Here is a 19,278-nt window from a genome sequence, read left to right on the forward strand (position 1 = left end):
GAGCACACATGATCGGAATAATCGGAATCTTCGTCATTTTCGCCATGGTATTCGGCGGCTATTTGGCTGCGGGCGGCAAAATGACGATCATCCTTAAGTCATTGCCATTCGAGATGATGATGATCGGAGGCGCGGCCGTGGGCGCCTTCTTGATCAGCAACGACATGAGCGCCGTGAAACACACCATCAAGGATATGGGCAAGGTTTTCAAAGGTCCCAAGTGGAAACCCGAAGACTATCGCGATCTGCTTTGTCTTCTGTTTTCGATGATCCGTATTGCCAAGGCGAACCCGATCGAGGTCGAACAGCACATCGAAGACCCTCAAAACTCGTCTCTTTTTTCCGCCTATCCCAAGATCCAATCGGATAAGGAAGCCGTTGACCTGATTTGTGACACAATGCGATCCGCGTCGATGAATTACGACGATCCGCATCAGGTCGAGGAAGTTCTGGAAAAGCGGATGGAGGCGAATTTCCATCACGCCATGCATTCCAGCCATGCTTTGCAAACGGTGGCCGATGGCCTGCCCGCGTTGGGTATCGTTGCTGCCGTTCTGGGGGTTATCAAGACAATGGGCTCGATTGACCAACCACCCGAGGTATTGGGTAAGTTGATCGGTGGTGCTCTGGTCGGTACGTTTCTAGGGGTTTTTCTGGCTTATGGTCTGGTCGGACCCTTCGCTGGCAAGCTGAAGGCCGTGGTTGAAGAGGACAACCATTTCTACCAGTTGATCAAGGAAGTACTGGTCGCCAATTTACACAACCATAATGCCGCGATGTGTATCGAGGTTGGCCGACAGAATACACCGACGCATAACCGCCCCGGCTTCTCGGACCTTGAAAAGGCGCTGAAAGAGCTTAAGCAGGCAGCCGCATGAAAAAGTCCTGGGGCATAGCGGCCATCTTGCTTGGGGCGGCTCAAGCCGTTTCCGCCGAGGAATTGACCGTCCGGACGGGTGAACATGACGGTTATACCCGATTGGTTGTACAGATCCCGCCTGATACCGGCTGGATTCTGGCTCAAACGAAAAATGGTGCCCGCCTTAACGTGGCACTCGATGACGTGACTTTCGAAACTGGATCTGTGTTCCGCCGTTTAACGCAAAACCGCCTGTCGGCATTATCACAAAAGAAACCGGGGGAGGCGCTAGAGTTGCAATTTGGTTGCGACTGCGTGGCGTCCTCATTTCTTTACAAAGACACGATGATCGTGGTGGATATTGCGCCCGCTGCCTCCCTTCCACCGCTCAGCGAAGATATCCCACCGCCTTTGCTCCCCAAAGTGGCTGTGCAGGAAAACCCGCTTGAGACAGTCCAAAAAACCGAGGTGGCGGCGCTTCCTTTGCTTTATTTGAATGCGCGGCAATTTGAAAATCAGCTATCCACAAAACTGCTGCAAGGTGCAGATCGTTCTATCGTCGATCTGAACCTTACTCCTGCTGGCCCAAGATCAACCGGATTCCAAAACGCGCCTCTTCAGCCTTCAGATCTGGAGGCGAATATCAATGTCACCTCAATTCTTGACGAATTGAATGATCTGCTTGGCCCAGATCTCATTGAACTTGAACGTCAGCCGTCCTGCATAACCAACGCCGAGATTGGGTTTGACACCTGGTCTGACCTGCGACCGTTCTCGAAACAAGTGGCAAGCGCCCGCGCCGTTCTGTTTCATGAATTTGACCGCATCGATCGCGCACGCGCGTTAGGGCTTGCAAGGCTCTATGCCTATCACGGGTTTGGCGTTGAATCGCTCGCCATGTTGGACCTTGCGATGCCTGACGAAAGCGAGCGGCATATGATTGTAACAATCGCCCAGATTCTTGACGAACGCTCGGTGGATGAGCCGAACCCGTTTCAGGGGCAACAGCGATGCGACAGTGACGCAGCCTTTTGGTCTGTATTGTCGGAAGGCGTACTGGCAAAAGATGCGCAACTGACGTCAATCGAACATGCGTTTGCTCGTCTACCTGATCATTTGCGCAAGCAAATTGGCCCCAGACTGTCGGAAATTATGGTGGAAGGCGGCCAATTGGAAGCCGCAAGACGGGTGCTTCGATCCGTTGATCGGGTTGAGAACACCAGCAGCGCCGATACGTCCAAAGCCAAAGCAACGATAGCTAAGGCGGAAGGCGACGGCCAAGAAACAGAGCTCCGTCTGAAAGAAGCAATCGAAGCGGAAGATGCGGGTTCCGAAGCGCCCCTTTCTTTGGCGCGCCTTATTGAAAAACGTTGGTCTGAACGCGGTGCGGTTTCACCCAAGGAATTGGGTTTGGCTGCGGCCTTTGAGATAGAATATCGCGAGTCCGAGATGCATCCAATGTTACAGCGTGCGCATGCGGTTGCACTAAGCCTAAGCAATGATTTCGATCAGGCGATGAATACTGCACTGCAAATACCCGATGGGCAAGACCACGAGGGAGCCGTCAACCGCGTTGTGCAAATTCTAGTTGAGCGGTCCGAGGGCATAACATTTCTGCGCCATACAATCGGCTTATCCGGCAATGTCTCGAAGGTTTTGACCACTGAAACCGCTGTCTCTGTCGCAGAGCGGTTGGTAGAACTTGGGTTCGCCAGCCGGGCATTTGCGCTAGCGAACCGGCCTCAGGACGAGTCTTTTAGGTCCAAAAGAGCAAGGGTCAGGGCGCATTCATCGATACTGCAGGGACGTCCACATCAAGCTTTGCTGGAGTTGGAGGGAGACGTATCCCAAGACGCGTTGGCTCTAAAGACGCGGGCCTTGCAGGACATCGGGGATTTTGTACAAGCGGGACAACTTTTGGGCGATGCTAACGACCATGATGAAGCCAACAGGTTATTCTGGCTCGCTGGTCAATCCGACGCAATCACCAAAGAGCTTGAAGCCAAATATGGAACGGTCAACGACTTGACGCAGACTCTCGCCAGTTCGCCTGAACGACACCCCGGAAAACCCTTGGCAGATGCAGAGGGCCTTTTGCAGGACAGTGCGGACACACGGGAAAATATCTCGACGCTTCTTGAAACGTTGAAAGACTAACTCTTGGAGTCTCTGAAATTTACTGTGCTTTTCTAAAATCAGGTGCGAAAAGTTGCGGGCTTAGATCGGAAAATCGTGAAGACTCACCTGTCCAGCCCAAAATAGCCGCGGCGATGGCGTCTGTGCGCTCGACACCGATCGCAGGCATGGCAAAGTCCTTGAACTTTGCGATCACATCTGCGCGGCTGAACGGATCTTCGGGCCCGCCTCGCGCGTGAACGTCGCCCGACGCAAAGACACGGCCGTCAGTTGTAGTAATACGCACATCCGCCCAACGTCCTTCGGGAAACCGTAGGGAATGACGTTGATCCTCGGATACCTGAATACGGGTGATGAAGGCGGCGACTTTTGGATCGCACAGACCCGCGCCAGAAATATGTTCGACCCCGATCCGCCCGTAAATCGCCTGAACGGCAACCGCAAAAGGCAGCGAGTATTGTGCTTGAGACGTCGTATCGGGCATTCCTGCGAATAAACGGGCGGCTTCATGAAAGCTGTTGATTTGCACCGTTTTGATCTGGCCCGCCGATAGTGCATTGTTCAGCATCAGCATTCGCACCCCGTCAATGGCAGCGTGGGCCCATCTGCAGATAGGGTAAGGCTTCACGTATTGATGCTCGACTTGCCAGAACTGGCCCAGGTCAGCCCAGTACTGCGCGGCCGACTCGGCCTCGACCGTGATCGCCGGAGCGCCGGTAAAACCGCGTTCGGCCAGAACGGCGGCAGAGAGCCCGACCAATGCCCCCCAGCCAGAGCCATCATGCAACATGGTAGGGTTCGCAATCTCGCGCATCATTTGACTGCGCGGGCCGTGATATTCGGCAATGCCCATGGCATGTCGCATCTGTTCGCGAGAATGGCGGCGCAACCGGGATGCCATGGCCACGACGCCCAACGCATTCCAGGCGCCCGATGTGTGATAATCACTGACAGATGCGTGCAGTGACATACCGGAACGCCCGGCAACCTCGTACCCGGTGACGACGGCTGCCAGTGCTTCGGGGCCGGTCAGGTCCGGGCAATGTTCAGCCAGAGCGACCAGAGCCGGTAAAACCACCACGCCGATATGCCCTTTGGCAGGGTTGTAGCCGTCATGGCCGTCCAGATTGTCAATCTGCGTTGCCGCAGCATAGGCCGCGCCGGCCAGGCTTACGGTCCGCCCGTCAAACATCATCCGCGCGCTGAAACCAGGATCGGAACTGGCATAGAGCAGCGCTGCGGTATCCCGCGCGATCACACCAGCCTCCATCTGGGCGGACGCGATCAGGATACCCATCGTATCCAGCATCATCAGCGCAGCCGCTTCTTTGGCGGACTCTGGCATATCCGCCGCTGGCCGGTCCAAGGTAAACTCAGCAACACGGGTGAAAGCATTGGTCATTCGGCGGGCTCTGTAGCGGGTTGATGGAGGCCGCGCAATCGAAGCCCGGACGGATCGAACGGAGGCTCTGCCAAGACAGTTGCGCTGTGTGGAGTGCCCAGAATGAATAGCTCGACCTTGTCGCCGGGTTGCGCAGCATCGGGGTTCACATATCCAATGGCGAGCGACTTGCCGACAGAATACCCATAAGCACCCGACGTGACGCGCCCGACCGGGCGTCCGTCAGGCGTGAAAATGGGCTCTCCCCCCGACGCATCGGCTGTCTTTGCATCAATCTCAAAGATCGACAGTACTTCTCGGGGCGGAGTGTCCTTGATCGCCAGATAGGCGTTTTTGTTCAGGAAGTCCTTATCCAGTTTGATCAATCCTGAAAGGCCGACCTCGTGCGGCCAATATTCCTGTGAATATTCGCGACCCCACGACCCATACCCTTTTTCGATGCGCAAAGACCCCAGCGCGCGACCACCAACTGGGCCTCCGCCAAGATCGTTTGCAGCGTCTAAAAGCGCAGTATAGAGCCTAACTTGATCCTCTTCGGCACAGTGCAACTCCCACCCCAAATCCCCGGTAAAGCTAACACGGATGGCTAAACACTGAACGCCCGCCACCTCGATTTGACGAGACCGCATGAAACGGAACCCCTCGTTAGACAGGTCTGCATTCGTCAGCCGTTGCAACAGATCGCGCGATTTGGGGCCGGCAACGTTGAAGCCAGCGAAGCGGTTTGTGGCAACCTCGAAACTGGTGCCTTCTGGCAGATCAACCATGTTGAAGAACCGCTGGTGGTACCGCTCGGCCATGCCTGAACCGATCATCATGTATTCGTCATCTGCGACTTTAGTGATGGTGAAGTCGCCCGCCACGCCACCACGCACCGAGATCAGAGGCGTCAGGCAGGACCGTCCAACCTCGGTTGGTACCCGGTTGGCAACAAGACGATCCAGCCAATCGTGCGCCCCCAACCCCTTGATCACGTAGTTGGCGAAGTTCGAGATGTCGATCACACCCACATTGTCCCGCAGCATCTGGACTTCACGGCCAACCGGTTCCCACCAATTCTGGCGGGTGAAGCCGGTAGTCTCGACCACACCAGGCTGATCGGTGAACCAGAGGGGGTGCTCCCACCCGCAGTTCATGCCAAAGACACAGCCCATGTTCTTTTGCATCTGATAGGCAGGGCGCACTCGGGCAGGGCGGCCCGCGCTGCGTTCTTCGTTCGGGAAGTGAATGGCGAAGCGATGCGTGTAAACGTCCTGCACCCGCGCTTTAGTGAAGGCCTTGTCGGCCCAGTCGCCAAACCGCGCCAGATCCCAGGCAAACATGTCGTATTGCGGCTCGCCCTCGATCATCCATTGCGCCGACAACAGGCCAAGCCCGCCCGATTGCGAAAATCCGGGGATGATGCCGGTGCAACAGAAATAGTTCTGCAGCTCGGGCACAGGCCCCCAGATCGCGTTCGAATCCGGCGACCAGATCATCGGGCCATTGATCACCCGCTTCACACCGGCGGTCGCGGCCACTGGTACACGGTCGGTTGCGCGGATGACGTTCTCCATGATGCGATCCAAATCGTCGGGGAACAGATCATGGGCGAAATCAAGCGGCGTGCCGTTTTCGGCCCAAAACCGCATGTCTTTTTCATAGGCACCGATCAGCAAACCGTTGCCTTCTTGCCGGAAGTAGTACTCGCCATCCCGGTCGGCGATGGACGGCAAGCGGCGGCCCAACGCGGCGACTTCATCAATCGCTTCGGTGACGAAGTACTGATGTTCAGTTGGTTGCAGGGGCAGTTCAATACTCGCCAATGCGGCCACCTCACGCCCCCACAGGCCGCCGGCATTCACCACCCATTGCGTGTGGATATCGCCCTTTGCGGTGCGTACGATCCACGATCCGTCAGGTTGCTGTTCAGTGCCTAACACAGGGCAAAACCGCTCAATACTGGCACCCATCGCACGTGCTCCGGCTGCATAGGCATGGGTCACACCCGAGGGGTCAACATTGCCGCCATCGGGTTCGAACATGATACAGCGGATATCATCGAATTGCGCCAGAGGGTGCAATTCCATGGCCTGTTCGCGGCTGATCTCGTGGAAGTTAAGACCGTAGAAACGCGCCTTGGCTTCTTGCAGGCGCAGTTGGTGTTCGCGATCCTCGGTCTGCGCCAAATAGAGCGAGCCGGATTGAAACACGCCACAGCCCTGCCCTGTTTCAGCCTCCAGCTGCTTATACAGGTTCATCGTATAGTGCTGGATACGGGTGATGTTGTTGTTGTCGTGCAGCCCGTGGATATTGGCCGCCGCGTGCCACGTGGATCCGCTGGTCAGCTCATCGCGTTCCAGCAGGACAACATCAGTCCAGCCCAGCTTGGCCAGGTGATACAGGATCGAGCAGCCGACCAGCCCCCCTCCGATGACAACGGCCTGAGCATGGGTTTTCATTGGCGCACCTCCTACAGAGCTTGCACGAAAGTCAGCCACAGGTCAGGGGCTACTGATGCTCTGTTCCCGACGCAAAATGTCGGTAATGACGATCAAAACGCCGGAAGCAAACGCCGCGTCGGCGGATCATCGCCCTGTGGCACCAAACGCGCGATGTCGTGAGCGTCTGTGTCTTGAAATGAGACGCACTGATTCTTTGATTAAATTAGGAAGCACGAAAATACGTGCCGAATTGGTCGAAACGCGACGGGACAGGCTGGTTTGAAACGCGGTAAAAACCGTGTGGATCAGCGGAAATCTTGAAAAAGTTCCTAAAATGTTCTATATTTGTTCCATCATTATGCCTGAGGTGGAACGGAGGTATTCGAGCTATGGCCAACGCTGCCCGTCAAAGCTGGTACGACGCACCCAGCAACGATTATCACATGCTGCCCGTCACAGACCGGCAGATGCGCTATGCGCGCGCGATTGCCCAGCAATCGGCGCTTGAAATCCCGGTCGAGGCACAACGCGACCGCAGGGCCATGTCCCAGTGGATTTCGGCGCATAAACAAGATGACCCGTCGCCATTTGCCAATTACCCCACTGGCAAACAGGTCGCTTTCGCTGAACGGATCTCGCGTTCCAAACGCAGACCGATACCGTCTGGGTGTTTCCGCGACAAGCACATGATGTCCCGGTGGATTGACACCAACAAATAGGCTCTAATCCGAGTGGTTTCGGGCATAAAGTGCCACGGCAGCGGCGACGAAGAGGCCCAGCAGGATGTAGCCTGTCACCGCTTCGGACACGGCCAACGCGCGGCACAGGCCGGTCGGGGCCATGTCGCCATATCCAACGGTGGTGAAGGTGACATATGAGAAATACAGGATGTCCCCCGGTCCTCTGGCACCGACCACGCAGTTGTCTTTATAGCCGAACGCACCATAGACGGCGGCGAACAGGAAGGGGACGACCTGAATAAAGGAAACGCCCATCAAGAACAGCACACGACGCGGCGATTTCACTTGGGTCATGTAGAACCAGGACTGCGACACGATCCACAACAGCAACCCGACCGAGGCGAGGGTACCGATCGTATCACCTGCGGTGGCCTCGCTCAGACGTGATAGGCCAAACCACGCAAAGAAACTGGCAACAACCATGCCACCCGCAGCCAGCAGGGTCGATTTCCATTCCGCCAGGGTGGTGGGTTTGCGCGACATTGGGCCTCCGGTCACAGGGTCTGTGTGTGATCATCCCGGTTTGCACCGGGGCCTGCAACCGGAATTGGCTTATTCTGCGCCCAGATGTTCCTGCCCGCGCGAACGTGCTAGACCGATCTGCTTTTGCCGCTCGCGGAAGCGCATTTTGTCTGCTTCCGAGGTCTCATCTACGCATTGGTGGCACGCAACGCCGTGCTCATATTCAGGCCGTTTCATATCCTCGGGCAGGATCGGACGGCGGCAGCCATGGCACAGATTGTGCGGCCCCTCGACCAGCCCATGCCCCACAGAAACGCGGTTGTCGAACACAAAGCACTCACCTTGCCAGGTGCTGTCCTCAGCGGGCATTTCCTCAAGGTAACGCAGGATACCACCCTTGAGGTGATAGACATCCTCGACCCCCTGCCCCAGCAGGAAGTTGGTTGATTTCTCACAGCGGATACCGCCCGTGCAGAACATGGCCACGCGCTTGTTGTGGAAGCGCTCCTTGTTTTCTTCCCACCACGCCGGGAATTCACGGAAACTGGCTGTTTCAGGGTCTATTGCGCCCTCAAACGTACCAATCGCCACCTCGTAATCGTTGCGTGTGTCGATCACCACCACATCGTCCGAGCGGATCAGGTCATTCCATTCCTCGGGCTCGACATAATTGCCGACGCGGGCACGCGGATCGACATCCGGCTGGCCCATAGTCACGATCTCTTTCTTCAGCCGCACCTTCATCTTTCCAAAAGGCGGGTGGTCGGCGGTGGCCTCTTTCCACTCCAGATCGGCACAACCCGGCAGCGCCTTGATATGGGCCAGCACCGCGTCAATCCCGGCGCGAGGGCCAGCGATGGTGCCGTTGATCCCCTCTTGCGCAAGCAGCAGCGTGCCTTTGACGGATTGCGCACGGCACAAGTCCAGCAAAGGTTCGCGCAAGGCGGCGTGATCAGCGAAACGGGTAAAGTGATAGAGGGCAGCGATGGTATACATGCGCGCGGTCTAGCCTCACGCGCGCAGAGTCGCAAGGGACCGGATTGACGCCCCCTGCCCGCGCCCTTACCGATAGCAAAAAGGAGATCGCGATGACCCATGCCCTGATCGTAATCGACGTCCAAAACGATTTCTGCCCCGGCGGCGCGCTGGCGGTGCCCGAAGGCGACCAGATCGTGGCCCCTATCAACGCGATGATGGACGACTTCGACGCCGTGATCCTGACGCAGGACTGGCACCCGGCCGGGCATTCGTCTTTCGCCAGCTCTCATGCGGGGAAAAACCCCTATGACACGACCGAAATGCCCTATGGCCCGCAGGTTCTATGGCCCGATCATTGCGTGCAAGATACGCAAGGCGCCATGTTTCACCCCAATCTGCGCACAGATGCGGACCTGATCATCCGCAAGGGGTTCCGCCCAACCATCGATAGCTATTCTGCCTTTTTCGAAAACGACAAGACCACCCCAACAGGGTTGGAAGGATACCTGAACACGCGCGGCATACGAAAATTGACGATTGTAGGGTTGGCAACAGACTTCTGTGTACACTTCTCGGCCGTGGACGCAGCCCGGCTGGGATTCGAGGTTACAGTTCGGTTGGACGTTTGCCGCGCTATTGATCTGGATGGTTCACTGGCGACGGCTGAAGCCGCGATGCGTGACGCCGGTGTAACGCTGTCCTAAGGGGTCGCGCCACGCTCGGCCAGGTATTTGACAATAACAAACAGAATTACGGCCAGCCCCAGTGCCACGCCGATCCGTCCCGGCAAGGTACGGCGTTCGGGCGATGCAGGGGATTTGTACCGAGGGTTTGGCGTCCAGTCCGCAACTGTACGGCGCTGACCATTGCGCGGACGGGCATTTTTAATGTCCCGAAGGAACTTTCGGAAATCGAACTCGCCGCAATATTCGCCCTGAACGCCCATCTTGCGAATATTGGCAAACAGAGCGCGCAGGATCCGCTCCCGTTCAGCCTCATCCCTTGGCCGGTATAGGCCGTGCACAAGATCGCTGCCGGTTGCGTCCAGACCAAAGCCTGCATCCTGAAAAATCTTGCGAATTTTTGGAGAGGCCGCCCTCAGAGCATCCGCAGTCTTCACACTGCGAAACATCGCACGCAGCACTGGTTTCTTCGAAAAACCATCCGGGCCCGAATCTGGATCCCCTTCCCCCGGATCGACGACAACAATGTCAAAATCGTACTCGAGAACCATTCACCAACTTAACCTCGTCCTTCGACCTCTCTTCTCACTAACCGGTGAAAAGAACACACAATATGCTCGCTTTGTGACCTGACATTGTCATTGTCACCAAACCAGCGACTCTTGCCATTCCACACACCGATTGATCTAACAACGGAAATCGCAGGAGTTCCTCATGGTCGATATTGCGGCACGTGTGTACAATCATAAATGGCAGATTGACCCGATTGTACGGTCTTTAATCGACACAGATTTCTACAAACTGCTGATGTGCCAGTCAGTGTTTCGAAATCGGCCCCAAACGGATGTTGTGTTTTCGCTGATTAATCGGTCGAATCACATACCTTTGGCCAAGCTCATCGACGAGGGTGAACTGCGCGAACAGCTGGATCATATCCGCTCACTCAGCCTCAGCCGCGGCGAAAGCACGTGGCTGCGGGGCAATATGTTCTACGGCAAACGACAGATGTTCCGGTCCGGTTTCATGGAGTGGTTCGAGAATCTGCGCCTGCCCCCCTATCATCTGGAACGTAAAGGCGATCAGTACGAGCTGACGTTCGAGGGCAAATGGCACGAGGTCATGCTGTGGGAAATTCCCGCGCTTGCCGTACTGATGGAGCTACGCTCGCGCGCCGTGCTGAACGACATGCGCCGGTTCGAGCTGCAGGTGCTCTATGCCCGCGCAATGACCCGCGTTTGGGAAAAGATTGAACAATTGCGCGACATTGATGGACTGGGCATTGCGGATTTCGGCACCCGGCGGCGTCATTCGTTCCTTTGGCAGGACTGGTGCGTACAAGCCATGATCGAAGGATTAGGGTCTGCATTTTCCGGCACCTCGAACTGCCTGATCGCCATGCGGCGCGAGGTTGAAGCCATCGGCACCAACGCGCATGAACTGCCCATGGTCTATTCCGCGCTGGCCGATACGGACGCGGAACTGGCGCAAGCTCCGTATGATGTTCTCAGCGACTGGCATGAAGAACATGACGGCAACTTGCGCATCATTTTGCCAGACACCTATGGAACACAGGGCTTTCTGGATAGTGCGCCCGACTGGCTTGCAGGCTGGACTGGCATCCGTGTCGATAGTGGCGACCCAGCAACGGGGGCGGAAACCGCGATCAACTGGTGGAAATCACGCGGCGAGGACCCGCGTGAAAAACGCGTGATCTTCTCGGATGGGCTGGATGTCGACAAGATCCGAGAGCTGCATGGCCAATTTGCTGGACGGACAAAAGTGTCTTTTGGCTGGGGTACATTGCTGACCAACGATTTCCGCGGGCTGGTCCCGAATGACACGCTGGCACCGTTTTCGCTGGTGTGCAAAGCGGTCTCGGCCAATGGACGTCCGACGGTGAAATTGTCGGACAACCCTGAAAAGGCGATGGGACCGGCGGACGAGATCGAACGTTACAAACGCGTCTTCGGCGTTGGCGCGCAAAAAGCGATCGAGGTGATCGTTTAGACCCTAACCATGGTAATTTGCCACGGTTTTAAGCTGTGAAAAGCCGTATAGCGCCTCGAAACCCTTTTCTCGGCCATGACCGGATTTGCCGACGCCACCAAAGGGCAGCTCGACCCCGCCGCCTGCCCCGTAGTTGTTGACGAAGACTTGCCCCGCATTCAGCCGTTTCGCCAGCCGCATCTGCCGTGCGCCGTCGCGGGTCCAGATGCTGGCGACAAGCCCATAGTCGGTGCTGTTGGCGATCTCTGCGGCTTCGTCCTCGGTGTCGAAAGGGATCAGCACCTGCACCGGGCCGAAAATCTCTTCCCGCGCCAACATGTGATCAGGCGGCACATCGGCGAACAGGGTTGGCCGCACATAAGCACCTTGAGCCGGAGCATCCTCAACGATCTGTCCTTGGCCGGCGATGGTCAGATCTTTGCCTTTGGCCAGAAACCCTTCGACAATCTCTTTTTGACGGGCCGAGATCAACGGCCCCACCCGCAAATCCTGCGCCGCAGGTCCAACGGTCAGATCAGCATAGGCCGCAACCATGCGCGCCTTGACCTGCTCGTAAACCCCACGCTGCACTAGAATACGGGACGAGGCCGAACAGGTTTGCCCCGCGTTCTGAATACCCGCATTCACCAGAAACGGAAGGGCCGCGTCCAGATCGGCATCATCAAACACCAGTTGCGGGGATTTTCCGCCCAATTCCAATGTTACTGGTACAACATTGCGCCCCGCCGCCTGCTGCACCAAGGCCCCTGTCGCGACCGACCCTGTAAACGAGATATGGTGGACGCCCGGATGCGCCGACAGTGCCGCTCCGGCTTCGGCCCCTAAACCTGGCACCACGTTTAACGCACCAGCTGGCAAACCCGCTTGTTGGGCCAGATGAGCTAAGGCCAGCGCGGTCAGGCAAGCCTCTTCCGCCGGTTTCAGGACGCAGGCATTGCCCATCGCCAGTGCCGCCCCGATCGAACGCCCGATGATCTGCATCGGGTAGTTCCACGGCACAATATGGCCCGTCACCCCATGGGGTTCGCGCAGCGTATAAACGGTGTAGCCGTCCAGATAGGGAATCGTCTCGCCCATAACCTTATCCGCCGCACCGCCGTAGAATTCGCAATACCGCGCCAAGGCCACCGCATCTGCGCGCGCTTGGGTCAGCGGTTTGCCCACATCCATCGCCTCCAACGCGGCCAGATCGTCCACGCGTTCGAGTACCAACTGACCTAAACGAGTCAGGATGCGCCCGCGTTCCAGGGCGGTTTTATGGCCCCAATCCCCATCCAGTGCCGCCTGCGCGGCTGCGACCGCCGCACCGATATCGGACGCATCCCCCCGAGCGATGTGACAGATTTCAGTGCCGTCCGAGGGGTTGATCAAAGGCAGGTCGACGCCAGCAGAGGGCGCGATCCACTCTCCACCGATCAAACAAAGTGCGGGGTTGAACCAAAGAGGATTGGGCATGTTTCTCTCCATTCAGGCTCTAATCATACATTTCAGCCAACAAGCGCCCCGATATCAGGCAGCACCGGCGCGGCGTCGATCAGGGTACGGGTATAGACGTGCTGCGGATTGGCAAAGACCTGCTCGGTCTCGCCCTGTTCCACGATCTTGCCCGCCTGCATGACCATCACCCGATCAGTGATCGTGCGCACCACGTTCAGGTCGTGGCTGATGAAAAGGTAGGTCAGGTCGTAGGTCGCGCACAGCTCGGCCAGCAGATCCAGGATTTGCGCACGAACTGAAACATCAAGGGCCGAGACGGCCTCATCAAACAGGATCAATTCGGGGCGAATGATCAAGGCACGGGCAATAGCGATACGCTGACGCTGCCCGCCCGAGAATTCGTGGATGTACTTCCCTGCGTCATCGGGGCCGAGGCCCACGGCGGTCAGCATCTCGGCAATGCGGTCCTGGCGCTCTGATCCGGTGGGAGGCATGTCCAGCAAGTGAAACGGCTCGGTGATCAGGCGTGCGACTTTGTGGCGGGGGTTGAAGCTGCCATAGGGGTCCTGAAACACCACCTGCATTTTACGGCGCACCGCAGGGTTTGGTTTATGGCCGGTGAAAACGAGTGCACCATCCAGACGGATTTCCCCCGCTTGTACCTCTTCCAAGCCCAGAATAGCCCGCGTTAGGGTCGATTTTCCACATCCAGACTCACCTACCAAACCCAGCCGTTCACCTCGATTGAGCGTAAAGCTGACCTGGTTCACCGCGCGGTGGTGGCCCGGCTTGTCGAACAGACCCTTGCGCGGCAAGCGATAGTCGCGGACGACCTGAGTGACCTCTAACAACGGGCGACCCCCCGCTGTGTCGGGCAAGGCCACCTGATGATCCGAGGCCTCAAACAGCATACGGGTATAAGGGTGCTGCATGTTGCGCAGCAGATCGTCGGTGGGGCCGGCTTCCACGACCTCACCGTGCCGCATCACGACGATCTGGTCTGCCATGTCAGCGACCACGGCCAGATCATGGGTGATCATCAGCAGACCCATGCCATATTCGCGAACCAACCCTTTCAGCAGATCGAGGATTTGTGCCTGCGTGGTCACGTCCAGCGCCGTTGTCGGCTCATCCGCGATCAGCAGCTTGGGCCGCAAGGCAATAGCCATGGCAATGACAACGCGCTGGCGTTGTCCGCCTGACAGCTCATGCGGATAGCGAGACAGGGGAAAGCGGTCCGGGGGAAGGCCCACGCGGCGCAACACTTCCTTCGCGCGGTCCAGAGCCTGCGTGGCAGGCATGGCCTTATGGATCAGGATCGTTTCCATGACCTGATCGCCGATGGTTTTCACCGGGTTCAGGGCTGTCATCGGCTCCTGAAACACCATCCCGATCTTGGCACCACGCAGGGCGCACATCTCGGCTTCGGGAGTGGTCAGCACGTCGCGCCCTTCTAGCCGGATCTCGCCCTGCGTCTGCGCCCCGCTGGGCAACAGTTGCATCACGGCCAAAGCGGTCATCGACTTGCCCGAGCCGCTTTCACCTGTCACAGCGACGATCTGGCCGGGATCAATGGACAGGTTGACCTGTGTCAGGATCGGCACGCCGTGGATGGACAGCGACAGATTTTCGACCTCAAGCAAACTCATGCGCGCGCCACCCTGATCCGAGGGTCTAGACAATCGCGCAACCCGTCGCCCAGCAGGTTCAGGCCCAGCACCGTGACAATGATCGCCAGCCCTGGAATCAGAGCCAAATGCGGGGCAAAACTGACCATTGTCTGCGCATCGGCCAGCATTCGGCCCCAGCTGGGCGTGGGCGGTTGCGCACCAAGGCCGACATAGGACAGCCCGGCTTCGGCCAGTATCCCCAGCGAGAACTGGATGGTGCCCTGTACGATCAGCAGATTGGCGACATTGGGCAGGATATGTTCCGCCGATATGCGCGCAGCACCCTTGCCCGAGACACGGGCGGCGAGGATGAACTCACGCTCCCACAAGGACAACGCGGCCCCTCGGGTGATACGGGCGAAGACGGGGATGTTAAAGATACCGATGGCGATGATGGCGTTTATGGCCCCGGCACCGAATACGGCTGTGATCAGGATCGCAATGACCAGCGATGGGAAGGCAAAGACCAGATCATTGCCGCGCATGATCACCTCATCCAGCCAAGATCCCTTGCGCGCCGCCGCTGTCAGGCCAAGCGGCACGCCCAGCGCCATACCGATCCCCACGGCAACCAGAGCAACCGCAATCGACGTACGAGCGCCCACCATGATCATCGAAAACATGTCGCGGCCGAAATGATCCGTCCCGAACCAGTTCTGTGCACTTGGTGTCTTGAGCTTGCCGGGAATGTCCAACGCGGCGTGGTCGTAAGGTGTCCAGACAAAGGACACCAAAGCCGCCAGCAGAACCAGCGAGGACAGCAAGGCGCCAAGGATCAGGTTGCGGCTCATGTCCGGCTCCTGAGGCGGGGATCGACTGCGGCATAGGCCAGGTCGACCAGGAAATTCACGGTGATGACGGCAAAGACCAGCAACATGACGACCGATTCCACCACAATCAGATCACGGGCCGAGATCGCCTGAAACACCAAACGCCCAAGGCCGGGCAGGTAAAAGACCTGTTCGATGATGATCGACCCAGCCAAGAGGAATGAAAACTGCAGCCCAATGATGGTCAGCACCGGGATCAGCGCGTTGCGAACGCCGTGCCGCCACAGGGCCTGACGGCGCGACCGACCCTTGGCGCGGGCGGTGCGCATGAAATCCTCGCCCAGAATATCCAGTAGGGATGAGCGCATGACCCGTGCCAGAATCGCCGCCTGCGGTAAGGCCAGCGCGATGGCGGGCAGCGTCAGCGAATGCAGCCCGGTCCAAAGCCCCTGATCCCAGCCAGCGAACCCTCCGGCGTTGAACCAGCGCAGGTTGATGGCAAAGATCAGCACCAGCATCATGGCGAACCAGAAATTCGGCACTGCAATGCCCAGCTGCGTCGCCCCCATCACCGTCAGATCGCCAGGCTTGCCCCGACGCGCAGCAGCATAAATCCCGGCGGGAAACGCGATCAGCGTCGACAGGGTCAGCGCGTATAGCGCCAGCGGCAGGGACACCCACATACGGTCGGCGATCATTTGGGAGACCGGCGTGCGATAGGTATAAGAAGTACCGAAATCACCCACCAGCATTCCGCCGACCCAGTTGAAGTAGCGCTCGAGCTTCGAGCCATCCAAGCCCAGCTCGGCCCGCAACGCGGCCAGTGTGTCCTCTTGCGCGTTTACGCCCAGCATGAAGGACGCCGGATCGCCCGGCGCGACCTCGATCACCGCGAAGATCACGACCGAGGCAACGGCCAAACTGATCATCAGCGATATCAGGCGTTTGAGAGCGTAGCGCAGCATAGATCGCACGTTAGGGTCACAGGAGCCGTTGGTCCAGCGTCTAAGGTATCAGCAAATAAGCAGAAACCGCGTAGCCGACGATCGCGGCATAGCCCAGAGGATAGATCCACTTAACCGCGTAATTGTCCAGCTTTCGCGCCGTGTCTTCGCGCCCGGCGACCTTGAGTCTGCGCAAGGCGACATTGAACACGATCAGCGCCCCGGTCATCAGGAACATCCATTGCAGAACGAAATCCAGAAAGGTCAGATAGCCCAGCTTGGGCAGATCAGCAGAAATCGCCCAGTTGAAAGCAACGAAGACCAGCAGGTTGCCGCCCGCAATCTCGATCCGTTTGCGGTATTCGTCCAGAAAGAACAGCGCCCAGCCAACAGCAACGAGTACCAGCATGGGCATGAACACCCGGATCATGTAGTAGGTTTGATGCCTGCTGCCCTGAAAGGCCAGCGCCAACTGATCGCTATCTTTCCCTGACAGACCCTGAACCTGGGTTTTCACCATTCGCGCATTGCCCAGAACCCATTCTTCCTCGCCCAGCAGATCGCCCAGACCCGAGTAGTCTTCCAGCGGGTAATACGTCACGTAATCCGCGGGAAAGACTGAAACGACCTCGAAATAGAAATCCTGCGTGTCGAACGGGTACTTACGGAAATCGAAGTGAGGTGCCTGCAAGGTGAGCGAGGATTTCTCGACATAAACCACTCGCCCGTCACTGCGCACCGAGGCGGCGGCCTCGTGTATCCATTTGTTGGATTGCTGATTGTGGATCACGAAGGCGGGCATGACGGCGCCAATCTCGGCCGCGTGGTCCGCCAGGTCAGACGGGTTGAAGACCCGAATGTCCCGCCCCGTCTGCTCTGCGTCAAATGCCAGCAGAGGGTCCGTCCATTCGAACCGCAAAACCGCCACCGCCCCATAGTTTTCCGCTTTTTGATCAACGCCGGTGATCTGGTCGATCCTGATCCCGACGCCCACATTCAGCGGATTTTCAGGGGTGCCAGCCAGTGCGTCCAACCGGGTGCTCAGCGCATTTTGCGCACCGGCCATCGAGGCCAGTCCGCACAGCGTTAACACGCATAGCAAAAGAACACGAAAAGACGTCATGATACTGTTCACCCCGACCCTTGAAAAACTGCGGCCGCACAATGCGGCCCCAGTTCCGGTCATTCAGACCAACTGATCTGCGTCAGATCGATGGCAGCTGTGGGCGCGTTCTCCCACAGGCCCTGCACACCGGCTTTGGCAACACCCAGCTTGGCCAGCTGGAACAGATAGCCATTCACGAAATCGGTGGCGATCAGGCGTTGCGCATCGCCCAACAGGTTCTTGCGCTCATCAGGGTCGGTGGTCTCGTTCAGAAGTTCCATCAACGCTTGAAAATCGCTGCTGTCATATTGGAAGTAATAGTCGGGTCGCGCATAGATACCGATATCCATCGGCTCGGTGTGGCTGACGATAGTCAGGCCGAAATCCTTGCCCTTGAACACCGATTCCAACCATTGCGCCCATTCAACATTGATGATCTCGGCCTTAATCCCAACCTCCGCCAGCTGTGCGGCGATGATCTCACCCCCGCGACGGGCGTAAGAGGGCGGCGGAAGGTGTAACGTTGTCTCGAACCCGTCGGCATAGCCAGCATCAGCCAGTAGCTGCGCAGCTTTCTTGGGGTCATAGGCCGAATTGCCGGTCAGATCGACATAGGCCGGATTGTGCGGCGCGAAATGGGTGCCGATGGGGGTTCCATAGCCAAACATCGCGCCGTCGATAATTGCCTGACGGTCGATCGCATGGGCCATAGCCTGCCGCACCCTTATGTCGTCGAATGGAGCTTTCTTATTGTTGGTGGACAGGATCGTTTCGCCCTCGGTCGAACCGACCAGCACTTGAAAACGGGGGTCGGCCTCGAATTGCGGCAGGTTCTCGGGCGCCGGGAAGTTGTCGAACACGTCCACGTCCTCGGCCATCATTGCAGCGAAGGCTGCGGTGGGGTCCGAGATGAATTTGAACGTTGCTGTCTCAAGGCTGGGCTGATCGCCCCAATAGTTCGGGTTGCGATTCACCGTGATGCTGTCGCCCTGCACCCAGTCGCCAAAGGTATAGGCCCCGGTTCCGACCGGGTTGGTCTTGATGTTGTCGATGCTTTCCGGCGCGACAATCACTGCGTCGCCCCAAGCCATATTGAACAGGAAATTCCCATTCGGCGCGGACAAAGTGACCTTGACGGTCAGCGGGTCCATGACCTCGACGCTGTCGATCCCGGTGAACAGAGCTTTCTGCGCATTCGCGCTGTCTTCGGCGCGGGCGCGATCGAGGCTGAACTTGACGTCCTCGGCATCCATGGTCGATCCATCGTGGAACGTCACACCTTCGCGCAGCTTGAACGTATAAACCGTCCCGTCATCCGAGATCTCCCAGCTCTCCGCAAGACCGGGCACGACCGAGCCGTCCCCCATGAAACGGGTCAGCCCTTCGAAGATATTGGTATAGACCACCGAATCGATGGCCTGCGCGGCGGCGCTTGTCGGGTCCAGATGCGGCGGCTCAAGCTGCATCGCGATGGTAATATCTGATTTGGCCAACGCCGCGCCTGCGAACAAGCTGGCACCGACGGCCAAAGCGGACGCAAAGGACCGAAATCTCTGCTTTGTCATGAAAATCACTCCCCACTGAAATATGCAGCCGCGTGTTTTTTCGGGCTATTGTCAGACCAATCTTCCCATAAACCTACAGTCAATCAAGGAAATGTTC

The 19,278-nt window shown here is 57.8% G+C and carries 16 protein-coding genes; 5 read left to right on the forward strand and 11 right to left on the reverse strand.

Going from position 1 to position 19,278, the window contains the following annotated elements; genetic code table 11:
* Positions 1-8 precede the first annotated feature (8 nt).
* Both motA and ACR0DX_RS15480 read left to right on the forward strand, forming a co-directional pair.
* The gene (gene motA, locus ACR0DX_RS15475) at positions 9-878 is read left to right on the forward strand and encodes a flagellar motor stator protein MotA (protein ID WP_170355904.1); all 870 of its coding nucleotides are present in this window, start codon (positions 9-11) and stop codon (positions 876-878) included.
* A complete protein-coding gene (locus ACR0DX_RS15480; protein ID WP_480846637.1) occupies positions 875-3,016 on the forward strand; it encodes a hypothetical protein in 2,142 nt (713 codons plus the stop codon). Before motA ends, ACR0DX_RS15480 begins: the two co-directional genes overlap by 4 nt.
* Positions 3,017-3,035: 19 nt before the next feature.
* On the opposite strand, the gene ACR0DX_RS15485 is transcribed toward ACR0DX_RS15480, so the two are convergent.
* A complete protein-coding gene (locus tag ACR0DX_RS15485) occupies positions 3,036-4,397 on the reverse strand; it encodes an MmgE/PrpD family protein (protein ID WP_170355901.1) in 1,362 nt (453 codons plus the stop codon).
* A complete protein-coding gene (locus ACR0DX_RS15490; protein ID WP_170355899.1) occupies positions 4,394-6,838 on the reverse strand; it encodes an FAD-dependent oxidoreductase in 2,445 nt (814 codons plus the stop codon). The genes ACR0DX_RS15485 and ACR0DX_RS15490 overlap by 4 nt, the downstream gene beginning before the upstream one ends.
* Before the next feature lie 371 nt (positions 6,839-7,209).
* Between ACR0DX_RS15490 and ACR0DX_RS15495 the strand changes: the two genes are divergently transcribed.
* A complete protein-coding gene (locus tag ACR0DX_RS15495) occupies positions 7,210-7,539 on the forward strand; it encodes a hypothetical protein (protein ID WP_170355897.1) in 330 nt (109 codons plus the stop codon).
* A gap of 3 nt (positions 7,540-7,542) precedes the next feature.
* Here ACR0DX_RS15495 and ACR0DX_RS15500 read toward each other — a convergent pair whose 3' ends face one another.
* Positions 7,543-8,043 (reverse strand): potassium channel family protein, encoded by a 501-nt coding sequence (locus tag ACR0DX_RS15500; protein WP_170355895.1) that lies wholly within the window; start codon positions 8,041-8,043, stop codon positions 7,543-7,545.
* Between the two features lie 69 nt (positions 8,044-8,112).
* On the reverse strand, positions 8,113-9,018 hold the full coding sequence (gene trhO, locus ACR0DX_RS15505) for an oxygen-dependent tRNA uridine(34) hydroxylase TrhO (RefSeq protein ID WP_170724674.1): 906 nt from the start codon (positions 9,016-9,018) through the stop codon (positions 8,113-8,115).
* A 92-nt stretch (positions 9,019-9,110) separates the two neighbouring features.
* Here trhO and pncA point away from each other — a divergent pair, with 92 nt between their 5' ends.
* Positions 9,111-9,704: a bifunctional nicotinamidase/pyrazinamidase gene (gene pncA, locus ACR0DX_RS15510; RefSeq protein WP_170355892.1), complete on the forward strand. Its 594-nt coding sequence runs from the start codon at positions 9,111-9,113 to the stop codon at positions 9,702-9,704.
* Here pncA and ACR0DX_RS15515 read toward each other — a convergent pair.
* Positions 9,701-10,234 carry a hypothetical protein gene (locus ACR0DX_RS15515; RefSeq protein WP_170355890.1) on the reverse strand — a complete coding sequence of 178 codons (534 nt, stop codon included), beginning with the start codon at positions 10,232-10,234 and terminating at the stop codon, positions 9,701-9,703. The genes pncA and ACR0DX_RS15515 overlap by 4 nt on opposite strands.
* 163 nt (positions 10,235-10,397) lie before the next feature.
* Between ACR0DX_RS15515 and pncB the strand changes: the two genes are divergently transcribed.
* A complete protein-coding gene (gene pncB, locus ACR0DX_RS15520; protein ID WP_170355888.1) occupies positions 10,398-11,690 on the forward strand; it encodes a nicotinate phosphoribosyltransferase in 1,293 nt (430 codons plus the stop codon).
* A 3-nt stretch (positions 11,691-11,693) separates the two neighbouring features.
* Here the strand turns inward: pncB and ACR0DX_RS15525 are convergent, their stop codons facing one another.
* Genes ACR0DX_RS15525 through ACR0DX_RS15550 form a run of 6 tightly spaced genes read right to left on the reverse strand, consistent with a single transcriptional unit; the run spans position 11,694 to position 19,181 of the window.
* Positions 11,694-13,145 (reverse strand): aldehyde dehydrogenase family protein, encoded by a 1,452-nt coding sequence (locus tag ACR0DX_RS15525; protein ID WP_170355886.1) that lies wholly within the window; start codon positions 13,143-13,145, stop codon positions 11,694-11,696.
* A 32-nt stretch (positions 13,146-13,177) separates the two neighbouring features.
* Positions 13,178-14,776: a dipeptide ABC transporter ATP-binding protein gene (locus tag ACR0DX_RS15530; protein WP_170355885.1), complete on the reverse strand. Its 1,599-nt coding sequence runs from the start codon at positions 14,774-14,776 to the stop codon at positions 13,178-13,180.
* Positions 14,773-15,588: an ABC transporter permease gene (locus ACR0DX_RS15535; protein ID WP_170355883.1), complete on the reverse strand. Its 816-nt coding sequence runs from the start codon at positions 15,586-15,588 to the stop codon at positions 14,773-14,775. The genes ACR0DX_RS15530 and ACR0DX_RS15535 overlap by 4 nt, the downstream gene beginning before the upstream one ends.
* Positions 15,585-16,532 carry an ABC transporter permease gene (locus ACR0DX_RS15540; RefSeq protein ID WP_170355881.1) on the reverse strand — a complete coding sequence of 316 codons (948 nt, stop codon included), beginning with the start codon at positions 16,530-16,532 and terminating at the stop codon, positions 15,585-15,587. The genes ACR0DX_RS15535 and ACR0DX_RS15540 overlap by 4 nt, the downstream gene beginning before the upstream one ends.
* Before the next feature lie 40 nt (positions 16,533-16,572).
* On the reverse strand, positions 16,573-17,634 hold the full coding sequence (locus ACR0DX_RS15545) for a ligand-gated ion channel (protein ID WP_170355880.1): 1,062 nt from the start codon (positions 17,632-17,634) through the stop codon (positions 16,573-16,575).
* 59 nt (positions 17,635-17,693) lie between these two features.
* Positions 17,694-19,181 (reverse strand): ABC transporter substrate-binding protein, encoded by a 1,488-nt coding sequence (locus tag ACR0DX_RS15550; RefSeq protein ID WP_170724673.1) that lies wholly within the window; start codon positions 19,179-19,181, stop codon positions 17,694-17,696.
* Positions 19,182-19,278: the final 97 nt, after the last annotated feature.

It is taken from the genome of Ruegeria sp. D3 (assembly GCF_056534465.1).

Bases quoted from the DNA above. Each gene is read 5' to 3' on its own strand.
- motA (WP_170355904.1), top strand. From the start codon at position 9: ATGATCGGAATAATCGGAATCTTCGTCATTTTCGCCATGGTATTCGGC.
- ACR0DX_RS15480 (WP_480846637.1), top strand. From the start codon at position 875: ATGAAAAAGTCCTGGGGCATAGCGGCCATCTTGCTTGGGGCGGCTCAA.
- trhO (WP_170724674.1), bottom strand. From the start codon at position 9,018: ATGTATACCATCGCTGCCCTCTATCACTTTACCCGTTTCGCTGATCAC.
- ACR0DX_RS15530 (WP_170355885.1), bottom strand. From the start codon at position 14,776: ATGAGTTTGCTTGAGGTCGAAAATCTGTCGCTGTCCATCCACGGCGTG.
- ACR0DX_RS15525 (WP_170355886.1), bottom strand. From the start codon at position 13,145: ATGCCCAATCCTCTTTGGTTCAACCCCGCACTTTGTTTGATCGGTGGA.
- ACR0DX_RS15495 (WP_170355897.1), top strand. From the start codon at position 7,210: ATGGCCAACGCTGCCCGTCAAAGCTGGTACGACGCACCCAGCAACGAT.
- ACR0DX_RS15490 (WP_170355899.1), bottom strand. From the start codon at position 6,838: ATGAAAACCCATGCTCAGGCCGTTGTCATCGGAGGGGGGCTGGTCGGC.
- pncA (WP_170355892.1), top strand. From the start codon at position 9,111: ATGACCCATGCCCTGATCGTAATCGACGTCCAAAACGATTTCTGCCCC.
- ACR0DX_RS15545 (WP_170355880.1), bottom strand. From the start codon at position 17,634: ATGACGTCTTTTCGTGTTCTTTTGCTATGCGTGTTAACGCTGTGCGGA.
- pncB (WP_170355888.1), top strand. From the start codon at position 10,398: ATGGTCGATATTGCGGCACGTGTGTACAATCATAAATGGCAGATTGAC.
- ACR0DX_RS15515 (WP_170355890.1), bottom strand. From the start codon at position 10,234: ATGGTTCTCGAGTACGATTTTGACATTGTTGTCGTCGATCCGGGGGAA.
- ACR0DX_RS15550 (WP_170724673.1), bottom strand. From the start codon at position 19,181: ATGACAAAGCAGAGATTTCGGTCCTTTGCGTCCGCTTTGGCCGTCGGT.
- ACR0DX_RS15535 (WP_170355883.1), bottom strand. From the start codon at position 15,588: ATGAGCCGCAACCTGATCCTTGGCGCCTTGCTGTCCTCGCTGGTTCTG.
- ACR0DX_RS15540 (WP_170355881.1), bottom strand. From the start codon at position 16,532: ATGCTGCGCTACGCTCTCAAACGCCTGATATCGCTGATGATCAGTTTG.
- ACR0DX_RS15485 (WP_170355901.1), bottom strand. From the start codon at position 4,397: ATGACCAATGCTTTCACCCGTGTTGCTGAGTTTACCTTGGACCGGCCA.
- ACR0DX_RS15500 (WP_170355895.1), bottom strand. From the start codon at position 8,043: ATGTCGCGCAAACCCACCACCCTGGCGGAATGGAAATCGACCCTGCTG.